This is a genomic window from Rhodobacter sp. P1_C2, from assembly GCF_056406375.1.
Genome location: NZ_JBFUAG010000005.1, coordinates 61,578 through 83,691, shown reverse-complemented (window position 1 = coordinate 83,691; position 22,114 = coordinate 61,578). Strand labels below are relative to the sequence as shown.

The 22,114-nt window shown below is 65.9% G+C and carries 22 protein-coding genes; 8 read left to right on the top strand and 14 right to left on the bottom strand.

What is annotated here, in order from left to right; genetic code table 11:
* Window positions 1-161: 161 nt before the first annotated feature.
* Both AC1DZT_RS09510 and AC1DZT_RS09505 read right to left on the bottom strand, forming a co-directional pair.
* Window positions 162-596 (bottom strand): cupin domain-containing protein, encoded by a 435-nt coding sequence (locus AC1DZT_RS09510; protein ID WP_478006384.1) that lies wholly within the window; start codon window positions 594-596, stop codon window positions 162-164.
* 59 nt (window positions 597-655) lie between these two features.
* Window positions 656-1,747: a C4-dicarboxylate TRAP transporter substrate-binding protein gene (locus AC1DZT_RS09505; RefSeq protein ID WP_478006383.1), complete on the bottom strand. Its 1,092-nt coding sequence runs from the start codon at window positions 1,745-1,747 to the stop codon at window positions 656-658.
* A 127-nt stretch (window positions 1,748-1,874) separates the two neighbouring features.
* Here AC1DZT_RS09505 and AC1DZT_RS09500 point away from each other — a divergent pair, with 127 nt between their 5' ends.
* Genes AC1DZT_RS09500 through AC1DZT_RS09490 form a run of 3 tightly spaced genes read left to right on the top strand, consistent with a single transcriptional unit; the run spans window position 1,875 to window position 4,958 of the window.
* Window positions 1,875-2,384, top strand: a complete 510-nt coding sequence (locus AC1DZT_RS09500) for a TRAP transporter small permease (protein ID WP_478006382.1) — start codon at window positions 1,875-1,877, stop codon at window positions 2,382-2,384.
* Window positions 2,385-2,402: 18 nt separating this feature from the next.
* Window positions 2,403-3,710, top strand: coding sequence for a TRAP transporter large permease (locus AC1DZT_RS09495; protein ID WP_478006381.1), 1,308 nt, complete (start codon window positions 2,403-2,405; stop codon window positions 3,708-3,710).
* Between the two features lie 15 nt (window positions 3,711-3,725).
* On the top strand, window positions 3,726-4,958 hold the full coding sequence (locus tag AC1DZT_RS09490; RefSeq protein WP_478006380.1) for an FAD binding domain-containing protein: 1,233 nt from the start codon (window positions 3,726-3,728) through the stop codon (window positions 4,956-4,958).
* 42 nt (window positions 4,959-5,000) lie between these two features.
* Here the strand turns inward: AC1DZT_RS09490 and AC1DZT_RS09485 are convergent, their stop codons facing one another.
* The gene (locus AC1DZT_RS09485; protein WP_478006379.1) at window positions 5,001-5,672 is read right to left on the bottom strand and encodes a TetR/AcrR family transcriptional regulator; all 672 of its coding nucleotides are present in this window, start codon (window positions 5,670-5,672) and stop codon (window positions 5,001-5,003) included.
* 39 nt (window positions 5,673-5,711) lie between these two features.
* Window positions 5,712-6,956 carry an FAD binding domain-containing protein gene (locus AC1DZT_RS09480; protein WP_478006378.1) on the bottom strand — a complete coding sequence of 415 codons (1,245 nt, stop codon included), beginning with the start codon at window positions 6,954-6,956 and terminating at the stop codon, window positions 5,712-5,714.
* A gap of 330 nt (window positions 6,957-7,286) precedes the next feature.
* Here AC1DZT_RS09480 and AC1DZT_RS09475 point away from each other — a divergent pair, with 330 nt between their 5' ends.
* The 3 genes from AC1DZT_RS09475 to AC1DZT_RS09465 all read left to right on the top strand — a co-directional run bounded on the left by AC1DZT_RS09475 (window position 7,287) and on the right by AC1DZT_RS09465 (window position 11,087).
* The gene (locus AC1DZT_RS09475) at window positions 7,287-8,366 is read left to right on the top strand and encodes an amidohydrolase family protein (protein WP_478006377.1); all 1,080 of its coding nucleotides are present in this window, start codon (window positions 7,287-7,289) and stop codon (window positions 8,364-8,366) included.
* Window positions 8,367-8,427: 61 nt separating this feature from the next.
* The gene (locus AC1DZT_RS09470; protein WP_478006376.1) at window positions 8,428-9,966 is read left to right on the top strand and encodes an aldehyde dehydrogenase; all 1,539 of its coding nucleotides are present in this window, start codon (window positions 8,428-8,430) and stop codon (window positions 9,964-9,966) included.
* Between the two features lie 2 nt (window positions 9,967-9,968).
* Window positions 9,969-11,087 carry an oxidoreductase gene (locus AC1DZT_RS09465; RefSeq protein WP_478006375.1) on the top strand — a complete coding sequence of 373 codons (1,119 nt, stop codon included), beginning with the start codon at window positions 9,969-9,971 and terminating at the stop codon, window positions 11,085-11,087.
* Between the two features lie 9 nt (window positions 11,088-11,096).
* Here AC1DZT_RS09465 and AC1DZT_RS09460 read toward each other — a convergent pair whose 3' ends face one another.
* From AC1DZT_RS09460 to AC1DZT_RS09430, 7 genes are read right to left on the bottom strand one after another with little or no spacing between them, the layout of a single operon-like run.
* Window positions 11,097-11,639 (bottom strand): DsbA family protein, encoded by a 543-nt coding sequence (locus AC1DZT_RS09460; RefSeq protein WP_478006374.1) that lies wholly within the window; start codon window positions 11,637-11,639, stop codon window positions 11,097-11,099.
* A gap of 16 nt (window positions 11,640-11,655) precedes the next feature.
* A complete protein-coding gene (locus AC1DZT_RS09455; protein ID WP_478006373.1) occupies window positions 11,656-11,973 on the bottom strand; it encodes an NIPSNAP family protein in 318 nt (105 codons plus the stop codon).
* The gene (gene lhgO / locus AC1DZT_RS09450) at window positions 11,963-13,183 is read right to left on the bottom strand and encodes an L-2-hydroxyglutarate oxidase (RefSeq protein WP_478006372.1); all 1,221 of its coding nucleotides are present in this window, start codon (window positions 13,181-13,183) and stop codon (window positions 11,963-11,965) included. The genes AC1DZT_RS09455 and lhgO overlap by 11 nt, the downstream gene beginning before the upstream one ends.
* Before the next feature lie 51 nt (window positions 13,184-13,234).
* The gene (locus AC1DZT_RS09445; RefSeq protein WP_478006371.1) at window positions 13,235-14,152 is read right to left on the bottom strand and encodes a polysaccharide deacetylase family protein; all 918 of its coding nucleotides are present in this window, start codon (window positions 14,150-14,152) and stop codon (window positions 13,235-13,237) included.
* Window positions 14,153-14,208: 56 nt separating this feature from the next.
* A complete protein-coding gene (locus tag AC1DZT_RS09440) occupies window positions 14,209-15,321 on the bottom strand; it encodes an ABC transporter substrate-binding protein (RefSeq protein WP_478006370.1) in 1,113 nt (370 codons plus the stop codon).
* A 56-nt stretch (window positions 15,322-15,377) separates the two neighbouring features.
* On the bottom strand, window positions 15,378-16,433 hold the full coding sequence (locus AC1DZT_RS09435) for an ABC transporter permease (protein ID WP_478006369.1): 1,056 nt from the start codon (window positions 16,431-16,433) through the stop codon (window positions 15,378-15,380).
* Between the two features lie 18 nt (window positions 16,434-16,451).
* Window positions 16,452-17,948 carry a sugar ABC transporter ATP-binding protein gene (locus AC1DZT_RS09430; protein ID WP_478006368.1) on the bottom strand — a complete coding sequence of 499 codons (1,497 nt, stop codon included), beginning with the start codon at window positions 17,946-17,948 and terminating at the stop codon, window positions 16,452-16,454.
* 162 nt (window positions 17,949-18,110) lie between these two features.
* Here AC1DZT_RS09430 and AC1DZT_RS09425 point away from each other — a divergent pair, with 162 nt between their 5' ends.
* Window positions 18,111-18,905, top strand: a complete 795-nt coding sequence (locus AC1DZT_RS09425) for a helix-turn-helix transcriptional regulator (protein ID WP_478006367.1) — start codon at window positions 18,111-18,113, stop codon at window positions 18,903-18,905.
* A gap of 23 nt (window positions 18,906-18,928) precedes the next feature.
* Here the strand turns inward: AC1DZT_RS09425 and AC1DZT_RS09420 are convergent, their stop codons facing one another.
* From AC1DZT_RS09420 to AC1DZT_RS09410, 3 genes are read right to left on the bottom strand one after another with little or no spacing between them, the layout of a single operon-like run.
* Window positions 18,929-20,023, bottom strand: coding sequence for an alkene reductase (locus AC1DZT_RS09420; protein WP_478006366.1), 1,095 nt, complete (start codon window positions 20,021-20,023; stop codon window positions 18,929-18,931).
* A gap of 18 nt (window positions 20,024-20,041) precedes the next feature.
* Window positions 20,042-20,713: an SDR family oxidoreductase gene (locus AC1DZT_RS09415; protein WP_478006365.1), complete on the bottom strand. Its 672-nt coding sequence runs from the start codon at window positions 20,711-20,713 to the stop codon at window positions 20,042-20,044.
* Window positions 20,714-20,726: 13 nt separating this feature from the next.
* Window positions 20,727-21,125 carry a VOC family protein gene (locus AC1DZT_RS09410; RefSeq protein ID WP_478006364.1) on the bottom strand — a complete coding sequence of 133 codons (399 nt, stop codon included), beginning with the start codon at window positions 21,123-21,125 and terminating at the stop codon, window positions 20,727-20,729.
* A 90-nt stretch (window positions 21,126-21,215) separates the two neighbouring features.
* Here AC1DZT_RS09410 and AC1DZT_RS09405 point away from each other — a divergent pair, with 90 nt between their 5' ends.
* On the top strand, window positions 21,216-22,109 hold the full coding sequence (locus AC1DZT_RS09405) for a LysR family transcriptional regulator (RefSeq protein ID WP_478006363.1): 894 nt from the start codon (window positions 21,216-21,218) through the stop codon (window positions 22,107-22,109).
* The last annotated feature ends 5 nt before the right edge of the window (window positions 22,110-22,114 follow it).

Below are 22,114 nucleotides of genomic sequence, written 5' to 3'. Positions count from 1 at the left end.
AGGCACTCCAGCGGCGACAGGCTCGCGGCGGGAGCGGTGACACCGAACGAGGGGACAGCTCGCGTATCGGGGATGTAACGCCAGACCCGGACGGCGGTTCCACGCTCATCTGAAAAAAGTTGGCGGGGCCTACAGGTTTTTTGCAGCCCCCTGCCCCACCCTTAAAGCCGCACCGATTGCGGCAGGCTCAGGGGGGGATTGGCGCTGTCCAGAAACTCCACCGTGGTAAAGACCAGATCGGTGCTGCCGACATTGACAAGATCGTGGATCTTGAAATCCCCCGGCCCGTAATGGTGATGCCGGGTGGCGCCTGCGTGATAGCTGGCCTCGACCGTCGTGCCGTCATCCATATGCGAGATGGCGCGGCCCGGGGTCACGGCGGTCCAGAAATAATCGAGGACATGTTTGTGAAAGCCGATCCGTTCGCCCGGCGCGAGGTGCAGCGACCAGACCCGGACCCGGTCACTTTCCGAAACGAGGATCTTTCCGACGCAGCCATTGCTGCCCGCGGCGCGAAATTCGGTCTTGAGCTCTTCGTTCCAGTCAAAGGCGCTGGGGTCGGGGACAAAGGCGGCATCATCCTGGGGTGCTGACATGGGAAATCCCTTGGCTGAGAGGAGGAAAGGCGCCGCCCTCTGCGGCGCCCTTGAGGCGGTCATTCGATCCGGTATTCCACCGGGAAACTGTAGCCAGCCTCCTTGGCGGCCTGCATATAGGCCTTGAAGATGCCCGGCCCGTCATAGCCCATCGCGGTGAACTCCTTGGCCTTCTGGTTGGGCAGATCGGCCAGGCGTTCGGCCCATTGCCTGCGCTCCTCCTCCGACAGGGTGGTGATGGTGGCGCCGGCGGCTTTCAGCTTTTCGATGCCCGCCGCCTGATCGGCGTCCAGCGCCTTGGCGGTCACCATCCCATATTCGATCGAGACCTCCTTGATGATCTTCAACACCTCGGGCGGCAGCTTGGCGGCTGTGGTGTTGTTGATAAGCAAGCCATTGACCATCATCGCGCCAAGGTTGACGATCTTGTAGTTCGGCGCCACCTCGTAGAGCTTCAGACCGAAGTAGCTGGAGGGGAAAAGCACGTTGCCCTCGATCACGCCGGTCTGCAGGCTGGTGTAGTAATCCGGGATGCCGGTCTGCACCACGGTGGTACCCGACCCCTGCAGCCAGACCAGGTTCGGCCCCGCCCCGCCCAGCGTGTGGCCTGCCAGATCCGCGAACTTCTCCCAGGGGAATTTGGTCCCGACATTGTAATTGTCATAGCCGGTGATCGCCAGAAGCGTCTCGTTGTAATTGTCCGAGAAGCTGGTGGCGAGTGCGGGAAACTGCTCATAGACCTTGCGGGTGATCTCCAGCTGCGTGACCGCAGAGGGGGTCGAGAAGGGTATGAAATAATTGAAGTTTTGTGCCGCAGCCTTGGAAGGTTCAAAGCAGAAGCAGACATGGCCCATGTCCAGAAGCCCCTTCTGGACCGCCTCCAGCGTCTCGTCCAGCTTGGCGACCGTCCCGCCATAGGCCTCGACGAATTTGACCTCGTGCGTGGTCTCGGCCTTCACCCGACGCTCGATCTCGGGGACGAGGAAGGAATGCGAGGTATTGACGTAAGTCACCGGCCCCAGCGGATGGCCGGAGCCGATGCGCAGCACGAACGTATCGGCAGAGGCGGCGGCGCAAAACGCCATGCCGGCCAGAAAGGTGGCACCGGCAAGGCCCCCCCGAACCGATGCGGATTTTGTCTGGTCCATCATGTCACTCCTCCCTGAGCGGGTCTGATATGGGTTGCTTCGTTATTTATTAGATGATAATTAAGCGAGCAGATGAACCTTTGTCAAGGCTGTCTCGCGCAGGCTCTGCGCCGACAGGAGGGAGGAAAAAATGACAAAAGTTACGACCTGGAGCGTCGGGCTCCTCAATGCGATGGCGGCCTTATGGGCCTTTGCCCTGGCCTTCGTGATCCTGAGCGATGTGGTGGGGCGGCTCTTCGGTCTTGCCATCCAGGGCACGGTGGAGATTGTCGCCAATTCCATCGTCGCCATCGTCTTCCTGCAGTTCCCGCTGGCGATCGAGCGGGGCACCTTCCTGCGCGCCACGCTGATCTACGACCGTGCGCCGGAATGGGGACGCATCGGGATCGACGTCATGTCGCATCTCTTTGGCGCGGCGCTGTTTCTGGCCATGGCGCTTGGCGGCTATGACGACATGATCACCGGCTTCCGCATCCATGAATTCGAAGGCGAAGGCGCGCTGCGCGTCCCGGTCTATCCGGTGCGGGCGGTGATCTTCACGATGAGCCTGATCGCGGTCGCCGGCTATGCCCATCTGATCTGGCGCCGTTTCACCCGGGGCGCGGCCCCGGTCGCCGCAGCCTTCGAAGGCGAGGTCTGAGCGATGGATGTCTCCCTCATGACCCTTCTGACCCTGGCCGCGATGATTCTTCTGACCCTGCTGGGCGTGCCGATCGGCATTGCGCTTGGGGCGGTGTCGCTGGCCGGGTTCTACTTTCTCTTCGGCAGCGTCGATGTCGCGATGGCCTCGGCGGGCGGCGTCGCCTTCAGCATGTTGCGCGACTATGTCTTCGCGACGATCCCCCTCTTCATCATCATGGGCAATTTCATCGGCACCTCGGGGGCTGCGGCCGATCTCTTCACGCTGATGAACCGCGCGATGAAGCGGGTGCCGGGGCGGCTGGCGGTGGCGACCGTGCTGGGCAATGCGGTCTTCGCGGCGATCTCTGGCGTCAGCGTGGCAGCGGCGGCGACCTTTTCGCGGGTGGCCTACCCGCAGATGCGCCGCTACGGCTATCACCGGCCCCTCGCCCTCGGCGTCGTCGCGGGCAGCGCCATGCTGGGGATGCTGATTCCCCCCTCGATCCTGCTGATCTTCTGGGGCGTGCTGACCGAGGTGTCGATCGGCAAGCTTTTCGTCGCCGGCGTGCTTCCGGGCATCGTGGTGGCAGCCCTTTTCATCCTTTACCTCGTGATCACCGCGCTTCGGCATCCCGAAAAGGCCCCCTATCTCGCCGAGAATACCCGCGCCACCAAGGCCGGCGATGAGGAAATCGGCCGGGGCACGCTCATCTCCGGCCTCGGCATCTCCGGACTGATCTGTCTGGTTCTGGGCGGCATCTGGGGCGGCTTCTTCACCCCGACCGAGGCGGCGGGCGTCGGCGCGCTGGGGGCGCTGGTCGTGGCGCTGATGAAGGGGGTGACGCCGCGCGGCCTGCTGGATTGCGTCATCTCCTCGGGCCTGAGCACGGCGCCGATCATGTTCCTTCTGCTGATGGCGGGGCAATATTCGCGCTTCCTCGTCTCCAGCGGGGCGCTGACAGTGATGACCGACTGGATTCAGGGCGCGGGCTTCGGCCCGGTCACGCTGATCGTCGCGATGACGGTGGTGTGGCTCGCGATGGGGATGATCCTCGATTCGACCTCGATCATCCTGCTGACCGTGCCGATCTTCGCGCCCATCGCCCAGACCTTCGGCTATGACCCGCTGGTCTTTGCGATCTACGGCATCCTGATCATCGAGGCGGGCCTGCTGACGCCGCCCTTCGGGCTACTGGTCTTCGTGGTCAAGGGATCGGTGCCGGAGGAGGTCTCGATCGGCGAGGTCTTCCTTGGCGCGGTCCCCTACTGGATCCTGATCTGCGTGGCGGGGATTCTGGTCCTGATGGTGCCCACGCTGGTCACCTATCTGCCCAACCACATGTAAAATTTGGAGAAAGCCATGAAGATGGACCAGAACGCACGACGTGCGGTGATCGTTGGCGGCTCGGTGGGCGGCTTGTTCTGCGGGTTGCACCTGTTGCGGCGAGGCTGGGATGTGACGATCCATGAACGCGTCCCGGTGGAATTGTCGGGGCGCGGGGCGGGGATCGTCACCCACCCCGCCCTGTTCGAGGCGCTGCGCGAGGTGGGCCTTCCCGCCGATGACGGGATCGGCGTGGCAACCCCGGGCCGGGTGATCTTCAACAAGGACGGCTCCCGCGCGGCGGCGCGCGATCTGCCGCAGATCCTCACCTCCTGGGGGCGGCTCTACCAGATCCTCGGCACGCATTTCCCGCCCGAGCGCTATCTGCGCGGGCAGGTCTTCGAAAGCTACACCCAGGACGCCGAGGGGGTGACGGCGCAGTTTGCGGGTGGCCTTTCGGTAAGGGCCGATCTGCTGATCGGCGCGGATGGCTTCCGCTCTGCCGTGCGGGCGCAGATGCTGCCGAAGGCCCAGCCGGACTATGCCGGCTATGTCGCCTGGCGCGGCATGGTGAACGAGGCCGACCTCTCCGCCCGCGCCAGGGCCGAGATGTTTCCCTATTTCACCTTCTGCCTGCCGGAGGGCGAGCAGATCCTCGGCTATCCGGTCGCGGGAGAGAACAACGACATCCGCCCCGGTCATCGCCGCTACAACTTCGTCTGGTACCGCCCCGCCGATACGGCAAGCCAGTTGCCCTGGCTGCTGACCGATACCAGGGGGCAGAACAATGGCGTCTCGATCGCGCCCGACATGATCCGTCCCGAGGTGATCGACGGGATGCGGACCGCAGCGAAGCGCCTGTTATCGCCGCAGTTTGCCGAACTGGTGGCCAAGACCGCCCAGCCCTTCCTGCAGCCAATCTATGACCTGACGGTGGAGAGGATGGCCGAAGGACGGGTGGCCCTGCTTGGCGATGCGGCCTTTGTCGGCCGCCCGCATTGCGGCATGGGGGTAACGAAGGCGGCGGAGGATGCCCGCACCCTCGCCCGGACGCTCGCGGCCCATCCCGAGGTTGCCACCGCCCTGACCGCCTTCGACGCCGCGCGCCAGCCGATCGGGATGAAAGTCGTCACCCACGCCCGCGCGCTTGGCGCCTATATGCAGGCCCAGATCCTGACCGAGGGCGAACGCCGCGCCGCCGAACGCCACCGCTCGCCCGAGGCGGTGATGACCGAAACCGCCACCGCCGATTTTCTGGCCTTGGTCTGACAAGTTGGGAGGAGGCCGCAATCGGCCTCTTCCACGCGGCACTCAGCCGCCCGTTGACGCTTCTTTCAGGCCGATCTCCTCGGCCAGCGCCGCCATCCCGGCCAGAAAACAGGTGACCCCGCCCCGGATCACCGCATCGGTGTCGCGCGAGGTGGCGAGTTTGTAGATATAGCGCCGCACGCCGTAGTAGAAGAGACCGCCGTGCAGCGTCCAGACCGCCTCGAACTCGGCCTCGGTCAGGGCGGCGCGGTCCAGTCCGGGTAGGTTCAGACTGTCGCGGATTTCGATGCAGATCCGGCGGATCACCCGTTCCTCGATGATCGGATTATAACGCCGGTTCAATTCAAGATTGCGCAGGCCGGAATAGAGATAGATGCGAATCCATTCCGGCGCATGCATCACCTGGAAATACTGGCCGTAAAAATCGATCAGCCGATCGCGCAATGTGCGGCTGCGGTCGGCTAAAATCGTGTCCCATTTGTCATTCCAGCGGCCCTGGAACAAATCCTCATAGACTGCGTCGATCAAATCCTCCTTGCTGGGGAAATATTGATAGATCAGCGGCTGGGTGACATTCAGATATTTCGCCAGCTGGTGGGTGGAGCCATCCAGCCCGTGTTCGGCGAAAAAGGCGATGGCGCCGGTCACGATGCTTTTGCGCCGGTCTTCGGGCGACAGGCGCTTGCGCGGCGTTGGGATGGGCTTCTCGGTCATGGCCGCCTTGCGGTTCGGATCTTTAGGCCCAGCCTATCCTTATTGATCGGTTCCGAACAGAGGCTTCGCCTGTTCCGCCTCATAAAAATTCAGCACCGCGGTGTCGCGCATGATGGTTGAAAGATTGTGCTCGGCCAGCCATTTCTGCCGCGCCGCCTCGGTCCGGTAGCGCGGGATCAGGTATTCGCCCATGTGCTGACCGCGGGCATGGGCCATCCGGTTGCGCGCCACCCGCGCGCTGTTATAGGCCTCAAGCCCCGCCGTGACCGAACCCGCCTGCCCCAGCGCCCGGGCCAGGGCCACGGCATCCTCGGCCGCCTTGGTGACCCCCGCGCCGATATGCGGGCGTGCCAGAAAGGCCGCATCACCCAGTAGCGCCACCTGCCCGACATTCATCCGGGGCGAGGCGAGGTCATAGATCGGCGTGAAGAACAGCGAGGTGGCGCGGTCCAGGATATCGACGAAGTTCTGCGGCAGTTTCGCGCGGGCGGCGGCCTTCACCCCCTCCAGCACCGCGGGGCGGATCAGCGGCGGCGGGATCGAGATGGCATGGGTCACGCCGCTGGCATCGGTCAGAAGGTCGTCGAGCGTCTCGGCCGGCACGACGCGGTACCAGACGAAATTATAGCGCCGGCGCCCCGGCGCGATGTCGTTGTTGGCCCCGGCAATCGGATAGCCGATCACCTCGCCATCGCCCTCGGGCAGAAAGAAGCCAAAGTTTTCAAACACCTCGTCGCGCGCCTTCTGCGGCAGATCCGCCTCGTCGGCCAGACCGCGCCAGACGACATAGCCGGCATAGGCGGGCTGGACCTGCGGGAAAAGCGCCTGGCGCACGGTGGAGCGGAAGCCATCCGCGCCGATCAGCACATCCGCCTCGGCGACATGGCCATTGCTGAACCGGGCGCGGACCTTGCCCTCCACCGTCTCGAACCCGTCCAGCACATGGCCGAGGTGATAGCTTTCGTCCGGGACCTGCGCGCGCAACAGGCCCTGCAGCCGGTCCCAGGAGGTGACGAGCTGCGGAAAGGCAAAGCGCGCCGCCTCGGACGAATCACGGTGATAGGCGACGCGGTGGCCGCTGATGACGCCCAGAGCGTCGGTGGAGACGCCAGCCTCGCGCAGCGCCTCGATCAGGGCCGCATGGGTGACGATCCCGGCGCCGCGCCCGGAAAGCTCGACCCCGACGCGTTCATGGACATCGACCTCCCAGCCCCTGCGCCGCAACAGGCAGGCCGCAAACAGCCCGCCGATGGACCCGCCGATGACAATCGCCTTGCCTTTCATCCTCTGCCCTCCCGCAGTTAAATTATCGTTTGATAAATAATGCGGGAAAGTGCCGAGGTCAAGCCCGCACGCATCGCGCACCCCGCACGGACCCGCAGGGCCGCGTCGGCGATTCTCGTCCCGTGCCGACTTGCGCATCGTTATGGCAGCGCCCACAAGCTGCCTGGTGCCGGAACGGTTATTCCCCTTCGGCTCCGGGCGTATATCGGCGAAAAGTTGCGCTCGATTAAATTATCATTTGATTATTTAACTTGACGGCCCCGCCAAATTCGATGCAAAGATCGATGCCAACCGCGAAGGACCACATGTGCGGGAATTGGGAGGGATGGCATGACACAGGATGCCCTGACGGAAACCAACCGCTATGGAATCACGGCGGCGCGGGCGCAAAGCAGTGAGCTGGACAAAAATCGCATCACTGGCCTGACGGTCGATATGCATTCCCATGTCACGGTGCCGGAAGCGGCGGAATTCGTCGCCCCGCATCTGGACCTGTCGACGATCCCGCTGGCGCATTTCTCGACCCCCACCACAAGGGCGCTGAACCAGAAACAGGACCGGGAGCGCCGCCCCCTCATGCTCGATGTGCAGCTGCGCCTGGCCGAGATGGACCGCTTCGGCATCGACCATCAGGTCATCATGCCGACCCCCTTCCAGTGCTATTACGCCATGCCGCTCGACATCGCGCAAAGGGGCACGCGGATGGTGAACGAGGGCGTCGCGGCCTTCCGCGACCACCGCCCCGACCGTTTCACTGCGCTTGGCAGCGTGCCCCTGTCGAACGGTCAGGCCGCGGCGGAGGAGCTGGAGCATTGCATGACCAAGCTTGGCTTCAAGGGCGTGCAGATCCTGACCTCCGTCGCGGGAAAGGAGCTGTCGGACCCCGAATTCGCCCCCTTCTGGGCCAGGGCCGAGGCGTTGGGGGCGGTTGTCCTCCTCCACCCCAACGGCTTTACCGAAGCCAGCCGCATGGCGCGGTTCTACTTCAACAATGTCATCGGCAACCCTTTGGACACCACGATGGCGCTGCATTACCTGATCTTTGACGGCGTGCTGGAACGGCATCCGGACCTGAAGATCATCGCCGTGCATGGCGGCGGCTATCTGGCGAGCTATTCCGGCCGGATGGACCATGCCTGGGGCGCGCGCAGCGACGTGAGGGGTGCCCTGCCCAAACCGCCGACGCATTACCTGCGGAAGATCCATTTCGACACGGTGGTCTTCACCACCCATCAGCTGGAATATCTGGTCAAGGTCTTTGGCCCCGACCAGATTTTGATGGGCACCGACTACCCCTATGACATGGCCGAATACGACCCCCTCGGCCATGTCCTTGCTGCCGACCTCAGCGATACGACCCTGAACGCCATCGCCGGCGGCAATGCGCGCCGCCTTTTCGGTATCGCCTGACGCCGGAGCCCCGCTGTTCACATGAGCCCCCGGCCAAGCGCCGCGGGGGAGAGGAGAGATCATGTCCGCCATCATTTCCGTCGAGGACGGCAAACCCTCGCCGCCCAAGACCATCGGCCTGTTCATCGACGGCGCCTTCACCGAGACCGCCGGGCGCGAGACGCTGGCGATCGTGGCGCCAGCAACCGGCGCGGCGATTGCCCATGTGGTCCATGCCTCCGCCGCCGATGTCGATGCCGCCATTGCCAGCGCGCGGCGGGCCTTCGTCAGCCCCGACTGGGCGAAGATGTCTGTCCGCACCCGGGCGCGTCTGGTCAACAAGCTCGCCGATGTGATGGAGGCGCATCTGGAGGAGCTGTTCCTCCTGGAGACGCTTAACAACGGCCGCCCGATCCGCGAGACCCGGGCCCAGATCGGCCGGGTGCCCGATCTGTTCCGCTATAACGCCAGCCTCGCGATGGCGCGGCGCGATGCGGTGATCCCGGTCGAGGGGGATTATCTGACCTATACCAACCGCCTGCCACTGGGGGTGGTGGCCAATGTCACGCCCTTCAACCATCCCCTGCTCATCGCCTGCCGCAACCTTGCGCCCACCTTCGCCTCGGGCTGCACCACGGTGGTCAAACCGTCGGAGATGACGCCGCTGACCACGCTGCGGCTGGCGGAGATTTTCACCGAAGCCGGCCTGCCGCCCGGCGTCTTCAACATCGTCACCGGCCTTGGCGCCACCACCGGCAAGGCCTTGTCCGAACATCCTGGCATCAACAAGCTGGTGCTGACCGGGGGCACGGAATCAGGGCGGCTCGCCGGGGCGGCGGCGGCGCGCAACTTTGCCCATCAGACGCTGGAACTGGGCGGCAAGACCCCGGTCGCGGTCTTCGAGGATTACGACGTGGACCGCGCCGTGCGCTATGCCGCCTTCGGCGCCTTCGTCGGCGCGGGGCAGACCTGTGTCTGCGCGGCCCGCCATATCGTCCAGAAGAGCATCTATGACGAATTCGTCACCAAGCTCGCCGCCCGCGCCAAGGCGATCGTCGTCGGCGATCCCTTCGATCCGGCCACACAGATGGGCCCGGTCATCTCGGCCCGGCAGCGCGAGCGGGTATTGAGCTATGTCCAGGCCGGCCATGACGATGGCGCGACGCTGGTGGCGGGCGGCGGCATCCCGGCACATCTGGGCAACTCCGGCGGGTTCTTCGTGGAGCCTACGGTTTTCGCCGATGTCACCCCGCAGATGCGGATTGCGCGGGAAGAGGTCTTCGGCCCCTTCACCGTCGTCATCCCCTTCGAGACCGAGGCCGAGGCGGTGGCCATCGCCAACGACTCGCCCTACGGCCTCGCCGCAGCCGTCCACACCAACGATGTCGCCCGCGCCCACCGTTTTGCCCGTGATGTCGAGGCGGGGATCGTCTGGATCAATGACCATCACCGGGTCGATGCCGCCTCGCCCTGGGGCGGGTTCAAACTGTCGGGCATCGGGCGGGAGTTCGGCGAGGAAGCCTTCAACGCGTATTTCGAGACCAAGGCCGTGATGGTCAACCGCAGCGAAGAGGTCTTCGACTGGTACGATATGGAGGACGCCTCCGTGCGGCTGAACTGAGGATGGATCGGGCCCCGCGCTTTCCCACCCTGTTCTCGCCCGGCAATCTGAACCGGACCCGGCTGAAAAACCGCTGCGTCGTGGCACCGCTGACCCGGACCAGTGCCACCGCCTCAGGCGAGGCGACCCAGCAGATGGCGGATTACTACCGGACCTATGCCGAACTGGGCTGGGGTCTGGTGATCGCGGAATCGACCTATGTCGACCGCCTCAGCTCGCAAAGCTACCTCAACCAGCCGGGTATGGCCAATTCCATCCAGATGGCGGCCTGGGCCCGGGTGGTGGCGGCGGTGCATGGCGCGGGCGGGCGGATCGTCCTGCAACTGTCGCATGCCGGGGCCCTGAGCCAGGGCAACTTCTGGGGCCATGCCACGCTGGCCCCCTCCCCAATCCAACCCGTGGGCGAGATGGCGCCGCGCTACAAGGGCGAAGGCCGCTTCCCCCTGCCGCGCGAGATCACGCGGGAGGAGATCTCCGGCATCGTCGAGGCCTTCGCCCTTGCCGCCGTCAGGGCGATGCAGGTCGGCTTCGACGGGGTGGAGCTGCACGGCGCCAATGGCTATCTGCCCGATCAGTTCCTGACTGCCGCCACCAACCACCGCGAGGATGCCTATGGCGGCAGCCTGGAAAACCGCCAGCGCTTTCATCTGGAGGTGATGAGCGCGCTGCGCGAAGTGGTGCCCGCCGACAGGATCCTTGGCGTGCGCATCTCGCAATCCAAGGTCAATGATTTCACAGCCACCTGGCCCGGCGGGGTGGCGGATGCGCAGGCGATCTTCACCGCGCTCGGCCGGGTGCCGGGCCTCTATATCCATGTCAGCTCCCACACCGGCTGCGCCCCGGTGTTCGGCACCGGGTTCAGCCTCGCCGGGCTGGCGCGGCGCTATTCGGGCCATCAGGTCATCGCCAATGGCAAGCTCAACGAGGAGGGGATGGCGGAAAGCCTGCTCGCCTCGGGTCAGGCGGATTTCGTCTCGCTGGGCAAGGCCGCGCTGGCCGATCCGGCCTGGCCGCAGAAGATTGCGGCGGGGGTGGAACCTCTGCCCTTCAGCCCGGAGATTTTCACCCCCTATGCCACGCTCGACAATGACGCCGCTTGGCGCCGCCGGATGGGGGGCTGAGGCCCCCCGTCACAGCGCCCTGGCCCAATCCTCGACCGCATCGCCGCTGCCCAATTTGGCCGCGACAAGGCCGTTGACCATGAAGCTGGGCGAGGCATGGATGCCGTTCTGCCGGCCATATTTGCAGTGCCATTTGATCTCGCGGTCCAGATCGGGCAGATCGAAGGCTTGTTGCAGGGCCAGCCCGGTCGCAGCCTCGATCCGCCGCAGGATGCCTTTCGGCGTCTCGGTCATGTTGGGGCCGGTGGCGTGGTGGGTGAACTCATAGCCCTCGCGGTCGGCATAGACCGCCGCCATCACCGCCCAGGCCGCCTCCTTCCCGCCCGGCGTGGTGGAGGCGGCAAGGATCGCCCGGGTGATCACCCCGGAAAACATGTGCCAGGGCTGCGAGTGCAGGCGGATCTTCACCGTCACCCGCTCTGCCCCGACCAGCGCCAGAAAGTCGCGCAGCTTGGCGAAGGCGCGGGCGGAATAGGGGCAGGTCGGCTCCAGAAACACCTCGAAGGTCGCGGGGCCCTGGCCCCAGTGCAGGGGATCGGCGGTCCAGCTCATGGCGTGTCCTTTCGGGTCAGGGCAGCCAGAAGGCGGCCGGCTTCAGCAGGGTGTTGCTCTGTTCGGTCTGATAGCCCAGATCGGCACCCCGGCTGCGGTAATCAAGCCAGTCGGCATCGCGGTAAAGTGCGGCGCGGCGCGCCTCGCGGTCGGCGGCATCGCGGTAGGCCCAAAGGTGGACATAGGCATTCACATCCCCCGTCTCGACCGTGCCATAGAACAGGGGCGCCCCCAGATGGGCGCATTGCGCGGCATAGCCCCGCTCTGCGTAAAGCTTCAGCTGTCTGGCCACCGTGCCAGGCCGGCAGCGATAGGTGCGCAGGTCATAAAGCATGAGTCTGGCCTTTCAGCTGGAAGGCGGTGCTGGCGAGGTCACGGATATGCCGCGCAATCGGGATGGCCGAGGTGGCCGCAGGCGAAGGCGCGTTGCAGATATGGATGGTCCGCGCGGTCTGGCGGATCAGGAAATCATGCACCAGCGACCCGTCCCGCATCACGGCCTGCGCCCGGATGCCGGGGGGATGGGGCAACAGATCCTCCAGCGTCAGCGAGGGGCAATAGCGCTGGCAGAGCCGCAGATAGCGGCTGCGGAAGGCGGAATTGGCGGCCTCCCCCAGCCCCGTGGCGAGGTTCGCGGCCATCGTGCGCCAGAAGCCGGGGAAGCCCGCCATCGCCACCATGTCGCGAAAGCTCGGCGCCAGTTTCGCATAGCCCTCACGCGACAGCGACAGGACGGCATTGGGGCCGACAGTGACGAAGCCGCCGATCATCCGGGTCAGGTGGACGCCCAGAAACGGCAAGGCGGGGTCGGGCACCGGGTAGATCAGGTGCTGCACGATCCGGTCATGGCGCGGGGCAAGCCGGAAATACTCGCCCTTGAAGGGCACGATGGCGAAATCGTCGCCAAGCCCGCACATCCGCGCCAGACGGTCGGCCTGCAAGCCCGCGCAGACGATCAGGTGGCGCGTGGTGATCACCTCCCCCGAGGCGAGGCGCAGGGTGACGGCATTCTCGCCCTCCTCGATCGCGATGACTTCGGCGCCAAGGGTGATCTCCGCCCCCGCCGCGCGCAGAAGTTCGGCCATCTTGCGCACGATGGCGGGATAGTCGGCGATCCCGGTGGCAGGCGAGAGAAGCCCTGCAAGGCCGGTGATATCGGGTTCGCGTTCGCGCAGTTCGGCGGCGGTCACGGGTTGAACATCGAGGCCGTTCTCAAGTGCGCGGGCCTGAAGGGCGTTCAGACGGGTGACCTCCTCGGGCGAGGTCGCGACCAGAAGCTTGCCGCATTGGTCCACCGCAATCCCGTGTTCGCGGGAGAATTTCAGCGTCTCCTGCAGCCCCTCGCGGCAGAAGCGCGCCTTCAGGCTGCCGGGGGCGTAATAGATCCCGGCATGGATCACCCCCGAATTGCGCCCGGTCTGGTGGCGCGACAGGGCGGTTTCCTTTTCCAGCACCCGGATCGAAAGGCCGGGGTTGGCGCGGGCGATCTCCAGCGCCGTGGCGATGCCGACGATGCCGCCGCCGATCAGGGTCAGGTCTGTCATGGCGTCCTCATTCTGGGCCGGAGGGCCAGGACGGCCCCCCGGAACTGGCACTCAGGCGATGGGGGTGATCAGCTGATTGCCGTGCTTCCTCTCCCACGCGGCCCATTCGTCATGGGCGTTGATATCGTGGATGATGTCGGGCGCGGTATAGGCAAAATCGGCGATCTGATCCTTGCGCAGGCAGACGACGCCCTTGTGCTTCAGGGCGTAGCTGAGGAACCGGTCCAGCGACTTGACCCGGTAGGGCCGCCCCTGCACCCGGTCATGGGTCGAGATCGACATCATCCGGCGGCGCTGGCCGGCCTCTTCGTACAACAGGTCGAACTCGTCCTGCAGCTGGCGTTCATATTCGCTGGTGGTGAACTTGTAGCCTTCGAACTGGATGATGTCGTTCAGCGTCACCGAATAGGGCACCACGGCGAAATCCTTGCCGCGCACCGGGATCAGGAAGGGTTCGTCGCGGCTTACATCGTCGATATGGTAGCGAAAGCCTTCATCCTGCAGGATTTTCAGCGTGTTGATCGTGCCGCGCATCGCGGCCCCGTTGTAGCCCACCGGACGCACCCCGGTGGCACGCTCGATCGAGGCCACGTTGTCGGTGATGAAGCGGCGCTCCTCGGCCTCTTGCAGGTTGACCTGCAGGATCCAGTCGCGGCCGTGGGCTGCGGCTTCGTGGCCACGCTCGACGATCTCCTTGGCGACGGCGGGGCTGCGGTCCACCGCACTGCCCACCATGTGGGAGGTGACCTTGACGCCGTGCTTGTCCCAAAGGTCCATCATCCGCTGCAACCCCTCGACATAGCCATAGCGATACCAGCTTTTGGTCGGGAAATCGGGATAGCCCGGGTCCATGTCGATGAAGCCCGAGAAGGGGCCGCCCGGCCCATAGGGCGCCTCGCCACCCGCCTCGAACTGCATCGAGAGGGAAATCACCAGGCGGATATCGTCGGGCCAGAAGGTCTTGGCCATGGTCAGTCTCCTTTGTGGGTTGGAAGGGGGCGCGGGGGAGTATCCGCGCCCGCGGGTCACTTGACGCCCCAGATCGCCTTGTAGGCCTCGCGGTAGCCATTGCCGGGGTCGAAGGTGAAGCTGGCGCCGCCGTCCTCGGTCACGTTCTGCGGCAGGAACAGGTGGACGGGCACGACGAAGCCGGACTCCTTTTCGCCCGCGAAGGCGCGGTTCATCTCGTCCACCGCCTGCCAGCCATGCATCGAAAGGGGTTCGGCCACGGTGCCGTATTGGTAGTAATTGGTCTGGATGCGCTGGAAGGCCGCTTCCGACCCGTCCCCGGCCGAGACATTGCGCGGGAACCCGTCCGCCGCCTTGCCAGCCGCTTGCAAGGCCGGGGCCATGAAGTCGAAGGGCAGGTCGTTGATGGTCAGCGAATAGGTCCAGTCGTCGCCAAAGCGCTGCATCAGCGCGTTGGTCAGCGGCGGAATGCGGGTGGAGGCTTCGGCCAAGGGCGTATCCTCGACCGACAGGATCTTGCAGCCCGCGCAGGCCTTGATGACCGCAGCCATCGCATCCGACTTCGCAATCGCGATTTCATAGACCGAGTCGGTGAAGATCACGACCCCGGCCTTGCCCTCGCTGTCGGCCACCACGAAAGAGGCTGCGGCGCGAGAGATTTCCAGGGGATCGGTGGTGATATTGGTGAAGATATGCTGGTCGGGCGCAGGACCGGTCTTGGCCGTGGCATGCCAGCCGACGATGGTGATCCCGGCATCCGAGGCTTGCTTGATCAGCTCTGCCTGTTCCTTGGCATCGACCGAACCCAGGATGATCCCCTGCGGATTGAGCGCGATGGCCTGTTGCAAGGCCCCCGAGCGGCCCGAGACCGAGCCCTGCCCGTCGATCACCCGCACCGTCCAGCCGATGGCGGCGGCGGCCTCCTCCACCCCCTTCGACACGCCCAGCACCCCGCCGTTCTTCATGTCGGCGGCGACATAGACGATGGTCTTGCCGGTCTGCGCCTTGGGGCCGGTGGTGGGGCCGGTCCAGGGCGGGTTGGGCTTGGTGATCTGGGCGACATAGGCCTTGGCATCGGCCACCGCATCGGCAGCGGCGAGGCTGGCACCGCCCAGCAGAATGGCGAAGGCCGTGGCCACAAGGGCGGTGGTCTGGCGAAGTTTCGGCATGATCTCTCTCCTCCTCAAGAAAGGGTCAGGGTTCGGTAAAGCTGTGCAGGGTCGGGTCAGGTGGCGGGCGTCTCGGGCAAGGGCCTGCGCGCCACCCGGACCGAGCCGCGCCGCCTTTGGGCATAGCCTGCAATCCCGATGGCGATGAGCAGGGTGGCGCCGTTGAACAAGGGCTCGACAAAGAAGGCGCCGCCCATCTGCTGGATGCCGGAGATGCCGACCGCCAGGATGATCACGCCGATCATCGTGCCCCAGACGTTGACCCGCCCCGGTTTGATCGTGGTGGAGCCGAGAAAGGCGCCGACAAGCGCAGGCAGAAGGAACTCCAGCCCGACGCTGCCCTGCCCGATCCGCAGCTTGGCCGCCAGGATGATCCCGGCAAAGGCGCCGATCAGGCCCGAGGCGACGAAGGCCCCGATCACATAGCGCCCGGTGCGGATGCCGTTCAGCTCTGCCGCGCGGGAATTGGCGCCGATGGCATACAAAGCCCGGCCGATCGGCAGGTATTCCGCGACGATCCAGAGGACGAGCGCCAGCGCCAGCACATAGAAGGCGGCAATCGGCAGGCCGAAGAGCGTGGCGGTGTAAAGGTTGGTGAAACCCGCAGGCAGAAGGCCGATGATCTGGCGGCCGCCGGTGTGCCACAGGGCCAGGGCATAGATGATCGTCCCGGTGCCCAGCGTCGCGATGAAACTGTCGATCCGGGCGATTTCCACCAGAATGCCGTTGATCAGGCCCAGCAAAGCGCCGCCCGCAAGGACGATGACCACGGCGATGGGCCAGGGCAGGCCGTAAACCGTCTGCAGGCTGATCGCCAGGACGTGCCAGATGACGATGCCGTAGCCCACCGTCAGATCAATTCGCCCGGTCATCATCGGGATCATCGCGGCGAGTGACAGCAGGGCAATCACCGCCTTCTCGCCCAGGATGGCGCGCAGGTTCAGGTAGGTCGGAAAGGTTTGCGGCATCAGGATCGAAAAGAAGACGATCAGCGCCAGGGTCAGGATAGGCAGGCCATAGACCGGCAGAAGCCGCAGGGCCCTTGCCCCCGGGTTCAGGCCGCGCAGGTCGGCCCGTGTCGGCTCCAAGGCATTGGATTGAAGCGATTGCATCTGGTTTCCTCCCCCAGTTCAAGCGGCAGCGGTCAGTGAGGCGGCGGTGAGCAGGCCCGCCACCGACAGGCCCTCGCCCGTCAGTTCGGCGACGATCTTTCCGTTCTGAAAGACGCAGGCCCGGTGGCTGAGTGCGGCCACCTCCTCGAAATCGGTGGAAATCAGCAGCACGGCGAGGCCCTTGGCCAAAGCCTGCGCCAAAAGCGCATAGATCTCGGCCTTGGAGCCCACATCGACCCCGGCGGTCGGGTCCTCCAGGATCAGCACATCGCCGCCCACGCTCATCCAGCGCGCCATGACGACCTTTTGCTGGTTGCCGCCCGACAGGGTTTCGATGGCGGCAGTCGGGTCATTGGGGCGGATGTCGAAGGTGGTGCCCAGGGCGCGGGCCGCGGCGGTTTCGGTGCCTGGCTTGCGGAGTTGGGTCAGGCCGCGCCCGGTGAGGGCGGGGTTGAGGAACAGGTTCTCCTGAATGCTCAGGCCCTGTGCGACGGATTCGGCGTTGCGGTCGCCCGCCACCATGCAGATGCCCTGACGGATAGCCTCCTCCGGGTGGCCGCAGGTCAGGGCCTTGCCACTGGCCAGCAGGGCGCGGCCCACCGTGATCGGCGCGCGGCCGAACAGGGCATGGCCCACGGCATCCTGCCCGGCGCCGCGCAATCCGACCAGACCCAGAACCTCGCCCTGCCGCAGGGTGAAATCGACCGGGCCGACAGCGCCGCTGCACAGGCCCTCGGCCCGCAGCATCACCGGCGTGCCCTGCGGCGCGGGCGGGCGCAGGAAGACCTCCTCCAGATCGCGGCCGATGATCAGGCGGATCAGGCTATCCCCCGCCAGCCCCGCGATGGCGACATCGCCAACCAGATAACCGTCGCGCAGCACCACGGCGCGGTCGGCGATGGCAAAGACCTCGTCCAGCCGGTGCGAGACATAGATCATCGCCACCCCTGAACCGCGCAGGCGGCGCAACACGCCATGCAGCATCTCGACATCCGATTGCGGCAGGCTGGCGGTGGGTTCGTCCAGCACCAGAAGTTCAGCCTTGCGCGCCAAAGCGCGGGCGATGGCGACAAGGGATTTCTCGGTCCGGGTCAGGTCCTGCACGCGGGCATCGGGGTCGATGCTGTCGGTCACCTCGGCCAGCGCCGCCAGCGCCTGCCGCCGCGCGCCCGCCCAGTCGATCAGCCCGAAACGGCGCGGATAGGCGCCGTGCAGCATGGCGATGTTTTCGGCCACAGACATCCAGTCGACCAGACCCAGATCCTGATGGATGAAGGCAATCCCAGGATGCGGCACTCGGGGGTCGAACTTTGCGCCGGCAAAGCTGAAACTGCCGCCGTCGGCGGCATGGACCCCGGCGAGCATCTTGATCAGCGTCGACTTGCCCGCGCCGTTCTCACCCAGCAGCGCCACGATCTCGCCCCGGTGGACGGAGAAGCCCACGCCGCTGACCGCTTGCGTGCCGCCGAAGCGTTTGGAGATGCCCTGCAGGCACAGCACGACCTCTGCGTTCATGGAATCTCGATCTTTCATGGCGCAGGACCTCCCCTTCCTGATCGCCCGCTGACCGCTGCGGCGATGGGTTCATCTTCCTGCAAAAGGGGCTTGTCCTGCATTCGACAATCGGCCACATTTCGTCTATATTCGGCCAAAGCGCGGCCTGACCCGGAGACCGAAATGCAAAGCGCCTGCCCTGCCTTCCATGTCACCGCCGATGCGGCGAGCCAGTCGCGCAGCTTTGGCCCCCTGCGGTTCAGCGTCGAAAGCGAGGGCGAGGCGGGCGGCCAGCTGGTGCGCTGCACCAAGGGCGAGCTGGGGCTTTGCGGTCATGCCGGGGAATGGGTGATCCCCGAGGGGCACATGGTCTATATCCCGCCGCACCGGATGTTCCGCATCTGGGCGCGCACGCCCTCCTCCGGTGTCACGATCCACTTCGGCCGCAACGAGGTCGCCTGGCGGCACGATGGCTGCTGGGTTGGCCCGGTGGGGGATATGGCGGGCGCGCTGATCGACTATGCCGACAAATGGGATGCAGACACCGCCGCCGGCAATCGCCAGGCCCAGGCCTTCTTCGTGACCCTGGGCGAGATGATCCCCGGCTGGTTCTGCCACGAGCGGATCAACTGGACGCCCTATGCCGAAAACGGTGCGATCCAGCGCGTCATCGACTTTGCCCAGGCGCGCGGGCCCGCGGTCACCCTGCCCGAGGTGGCCGATCACGTCGGCATGTCCGAACGCACCCTGCGCCGCCATCTGCAGACCGAACTTGGCCAGGGCTGGCGCGATTTCATCCGCGAATTGCGGATGAACCGGGCGATGCAGATGCTGCGCGCCGAACGCCGCTCGGTCACCGAAACGGCGTTCGAGGTGGGATTTTCCTCCTCCTCTGCCTTTGCCAGTGCGTTCATGGAGTATGTCGGCAAGAGTCCTTCGGCCTATGCCAAATCCTTCGCCGGGGCGCGGGCAAGGTAGGCGGGCGAGGTCGGCGGGCGGGGTCATGCCCCCCAGGCCGGATAGCTGGAATAGCCCTCGGCCTTGCCGCCGAACAGCGCGGCGCCGTCAAAGCTTGCCAGCGGCAGGCCTTCGTGCAACCGGCGCGGCAGGTCGGGATTGGCGATGAAGGACCGCCCAAAGGCCACGGCATCGACCAGACCGGCGCTCAGCAGCTTCTGCGCCTTCTCGGGGCTGAAACCACCCGCTGCGATGATCCTGCCGCCGAAGGCCGCCCGCAACTCCTTGCGGAAGGCCAGCGGGGTTTCCGGCGCATCGTCCCAATCGGCCTCGGCCAGATGGATATAGGCCAGCCCGATCCGGTCCAGCTCGCGGGCAAGCTGCAGGATCGTGGCGGGGGCGGCAGGGTCATCCATGCCACGCTGGGTGATGAAGGGCGAAAAGCGGATGCCGCTGCGGTCGGCCCCCATCTCGCCCGCCACGGCCTCGGCCACCTCGACGGCAAAGCGCAGGCGGTTGGTGGCGCTGCCGCCATAGCCATCGCTGCGCTGGTTGGAGGAGGCGCGCAGGAATGCGTCCACCAGATAGCCATTGGCGCCGTGGATCTCGGCCCCGTCAAAGCCTGCGCTGCGGGCATTGCGGGCGGCGGTGGCATAGTCCTGCACGATGCCCGCGATCTCGGGCAAAGCCAAGGCGCGGGGCACCGGGCAAGGCTGCATGCCGCCCTGCCCCGTCACCGGATCGACCACCCAGACCGAAGCCTCCGGCGCCAGGGCCGAGGGCGCCACCGGCAGGCCGCCGTCCTGGAACATCGGCAGGCTCATCCTTCCGACATGCCAAAGCTGGTTGACGATCCGCCCGCCTGCGGCATGGACGGCTTTGGTGACGCCCTGCCAGCCTGCGATCTGTTCGGGCGTATGGATGCCGGGGGTGAAGGAATAGCCCTGGCCCTGCGGGCTGATCTGGGTGGCCTCGGTCACGATCAGCCCGGCCGAGGCGCGTTGGGCGTAATATTCGGCCATCAGCGCATTGGGCACATTGCCCGGCTGATCGGTGCGGCAGCGTGTCATCGGCGCCATCACGACGCGGTTGGGCAGCTCCAGCGCGCCAAGGGTGAGCGGTTCGAAAAGCGTGGTCATCTTCGGGTTCTTTCCGGTTCAGTTGATCAGGGCGCCGCCGTCGATGTCGATGACGGCTCCGGTGACAGAGGGCGTGTCGATGGCGAAGAGGTAGCCCGCCGCCACATCCTGCGGCTGGGCCACCCTTCCTGCCGGCAAACGGGCCGCCGCACTTTCCAGCATGGCGCGGCGGGCGGCGGGGTCCATGCCCTCATAGGCCTCGGTCTCGGTCATGCCCGGGCTGACGACATTGACCCTCAGCGGGGCCAATTCCTTGGCCAGCAGTTTCGCCACCGCCTCCAGCGCCGCATTCATCGCCGTCTTGGTGAAGGTGCCGGGCACGGTGCGCCGGGCCAGAAAGCCGCTGGTCAGGGTGATCGTGCCGCCGGAGCGCAACAGGCCCGCCGCCGCCTGCGCCGCCTGGACCGAGCCCCAGAACTTGGTGTCGAACCCCGCCTTCGCCTCGGCCAGGTCGAGCCGGGTGAAGGCGCCGCCCGGCGCTTGCGAGCCAGCGGTGAAGACCAGGTGATCGAAAGGCCCCTGCGCGTTGAACCAGGTGCGCAGGGCCGCCGGGTTTGCCACGTCAAGCCCGGTGGAGCGGCTCGCCCGGATCACCCTGCCGGGGCGCAGGGACAGGGCATCCGCCACCGCCCGGCCAATGCCCGAGGTGCCGCCGATGATGATGCTGGTGGTCTGGTCGTGAAACGGCATGGCCGCTGTCCTTTCAGGTCTGGGATTGTGTATCGGTCTCGGGGCCCTCCGCGCGGAAGACCGCTTCGATCAGGGGGCCGCCGGGGGCGCGGAAGAACAGGCGCTGCTCGCCCAGTTCGGGCAGTTCCATCGGGCTGTAAGGCAGGCCCAGCGCCTCGAGCCGCGCGCGAAAGGCGGCATGGCCCGACAGGCGGAAGGCCACATGGTCCCAGGCCTCCGCCGCGTGGTCGAAGCCCTGGCCCTGCGCCCCGATCAGATGCACGATCGGCGCATCGCCCTCGTACAGCCAATGGCCGGGAATGCGCTGGATCGCCTTGGGGCGCGGGCCTTCGGTCAGCCCGAAGAGCCCGATGAAGAAATTGCGGGTCGCTTTCAGATTGCGGGTGCGCAGCGTGACGTGATCGAGGTGCATGGCATATCCTTCCTGTCCGCACAGATAGAGCTTGCGGCCAGGCGGCAGAATTGGGACCATTCTGAATAGACATTGCGGAAAGGGCGAAGAATGCTCTTGAACAATCTTACCCTTTTCCTGCGCATCGTCGAAAAGGGCGGGCTGGCGGCGGGCGGGCGTGAATTGGGGCTGCAGCCGGCCACCGTCTCGGAACGTCTGACCGCCCTCGAGGCGCATTACGGCGCCAAGCTGATCAACCGGACGACGCGCAAGATCAGCCTGACCGAAGAGGGCCGCGCGCTGGTGAAGGGCGCGCAGCACCTTCTGGCCGAGGCGGAGGAGCTTGAAACCCGCATCCGCCTTGGTGCCGCGCGGATCGCCGGGCCGATCCGGCTCAGCGCGCCTTCGGACCTTGGGCGCAACCGGATCGCGCCGATCCTCGACCGTTTTGTCGAAAACAACCCTGAGGTGAGCATCGATCTGCACCTCGGCGATGGCTATACCGACCTCACCGCCACCGGGTTCGACCTTGCCGTGCGCTATGGCGATCTGGCCGACAGCACGCTGATCGCCCGGCAGATCGCGCAAAGCCCGCGGCTGATCTGTGCGGCGCCGGCCTATCTCGCCCGCCGCGGCACGCCGCTGGTGCCCGAGGATCTAGCGCAGCACAACTGCATCCTGATGCGCTTTGGCGCCGATGTGGACCAGGACTGGCCCTTTGTCCGCGAGGGCAGGACGCGCCGGGTCATGGTGCGCGGCGACCGCATCGCCAATGACGGCGACCTCGTGCGCCGCTGGGCGCTGGCGGGCTTCGGCATCGTCCGGAAATCGCAATGGGACATCGCCGAGGATCTGGCCGCCGGCCGCCTTACCGCCCTCTTGCGCGACTTCGAGGCGGCCCCGCTGCGCCTGCAACTCGTCTGGCCCGGCAACCGCCAGCAACCGCGCCGCGTCAAAGCCCTGATCGACACGATCGCCGCCGCCTTTGCCGAACAGGCGGGGTGAGGCCT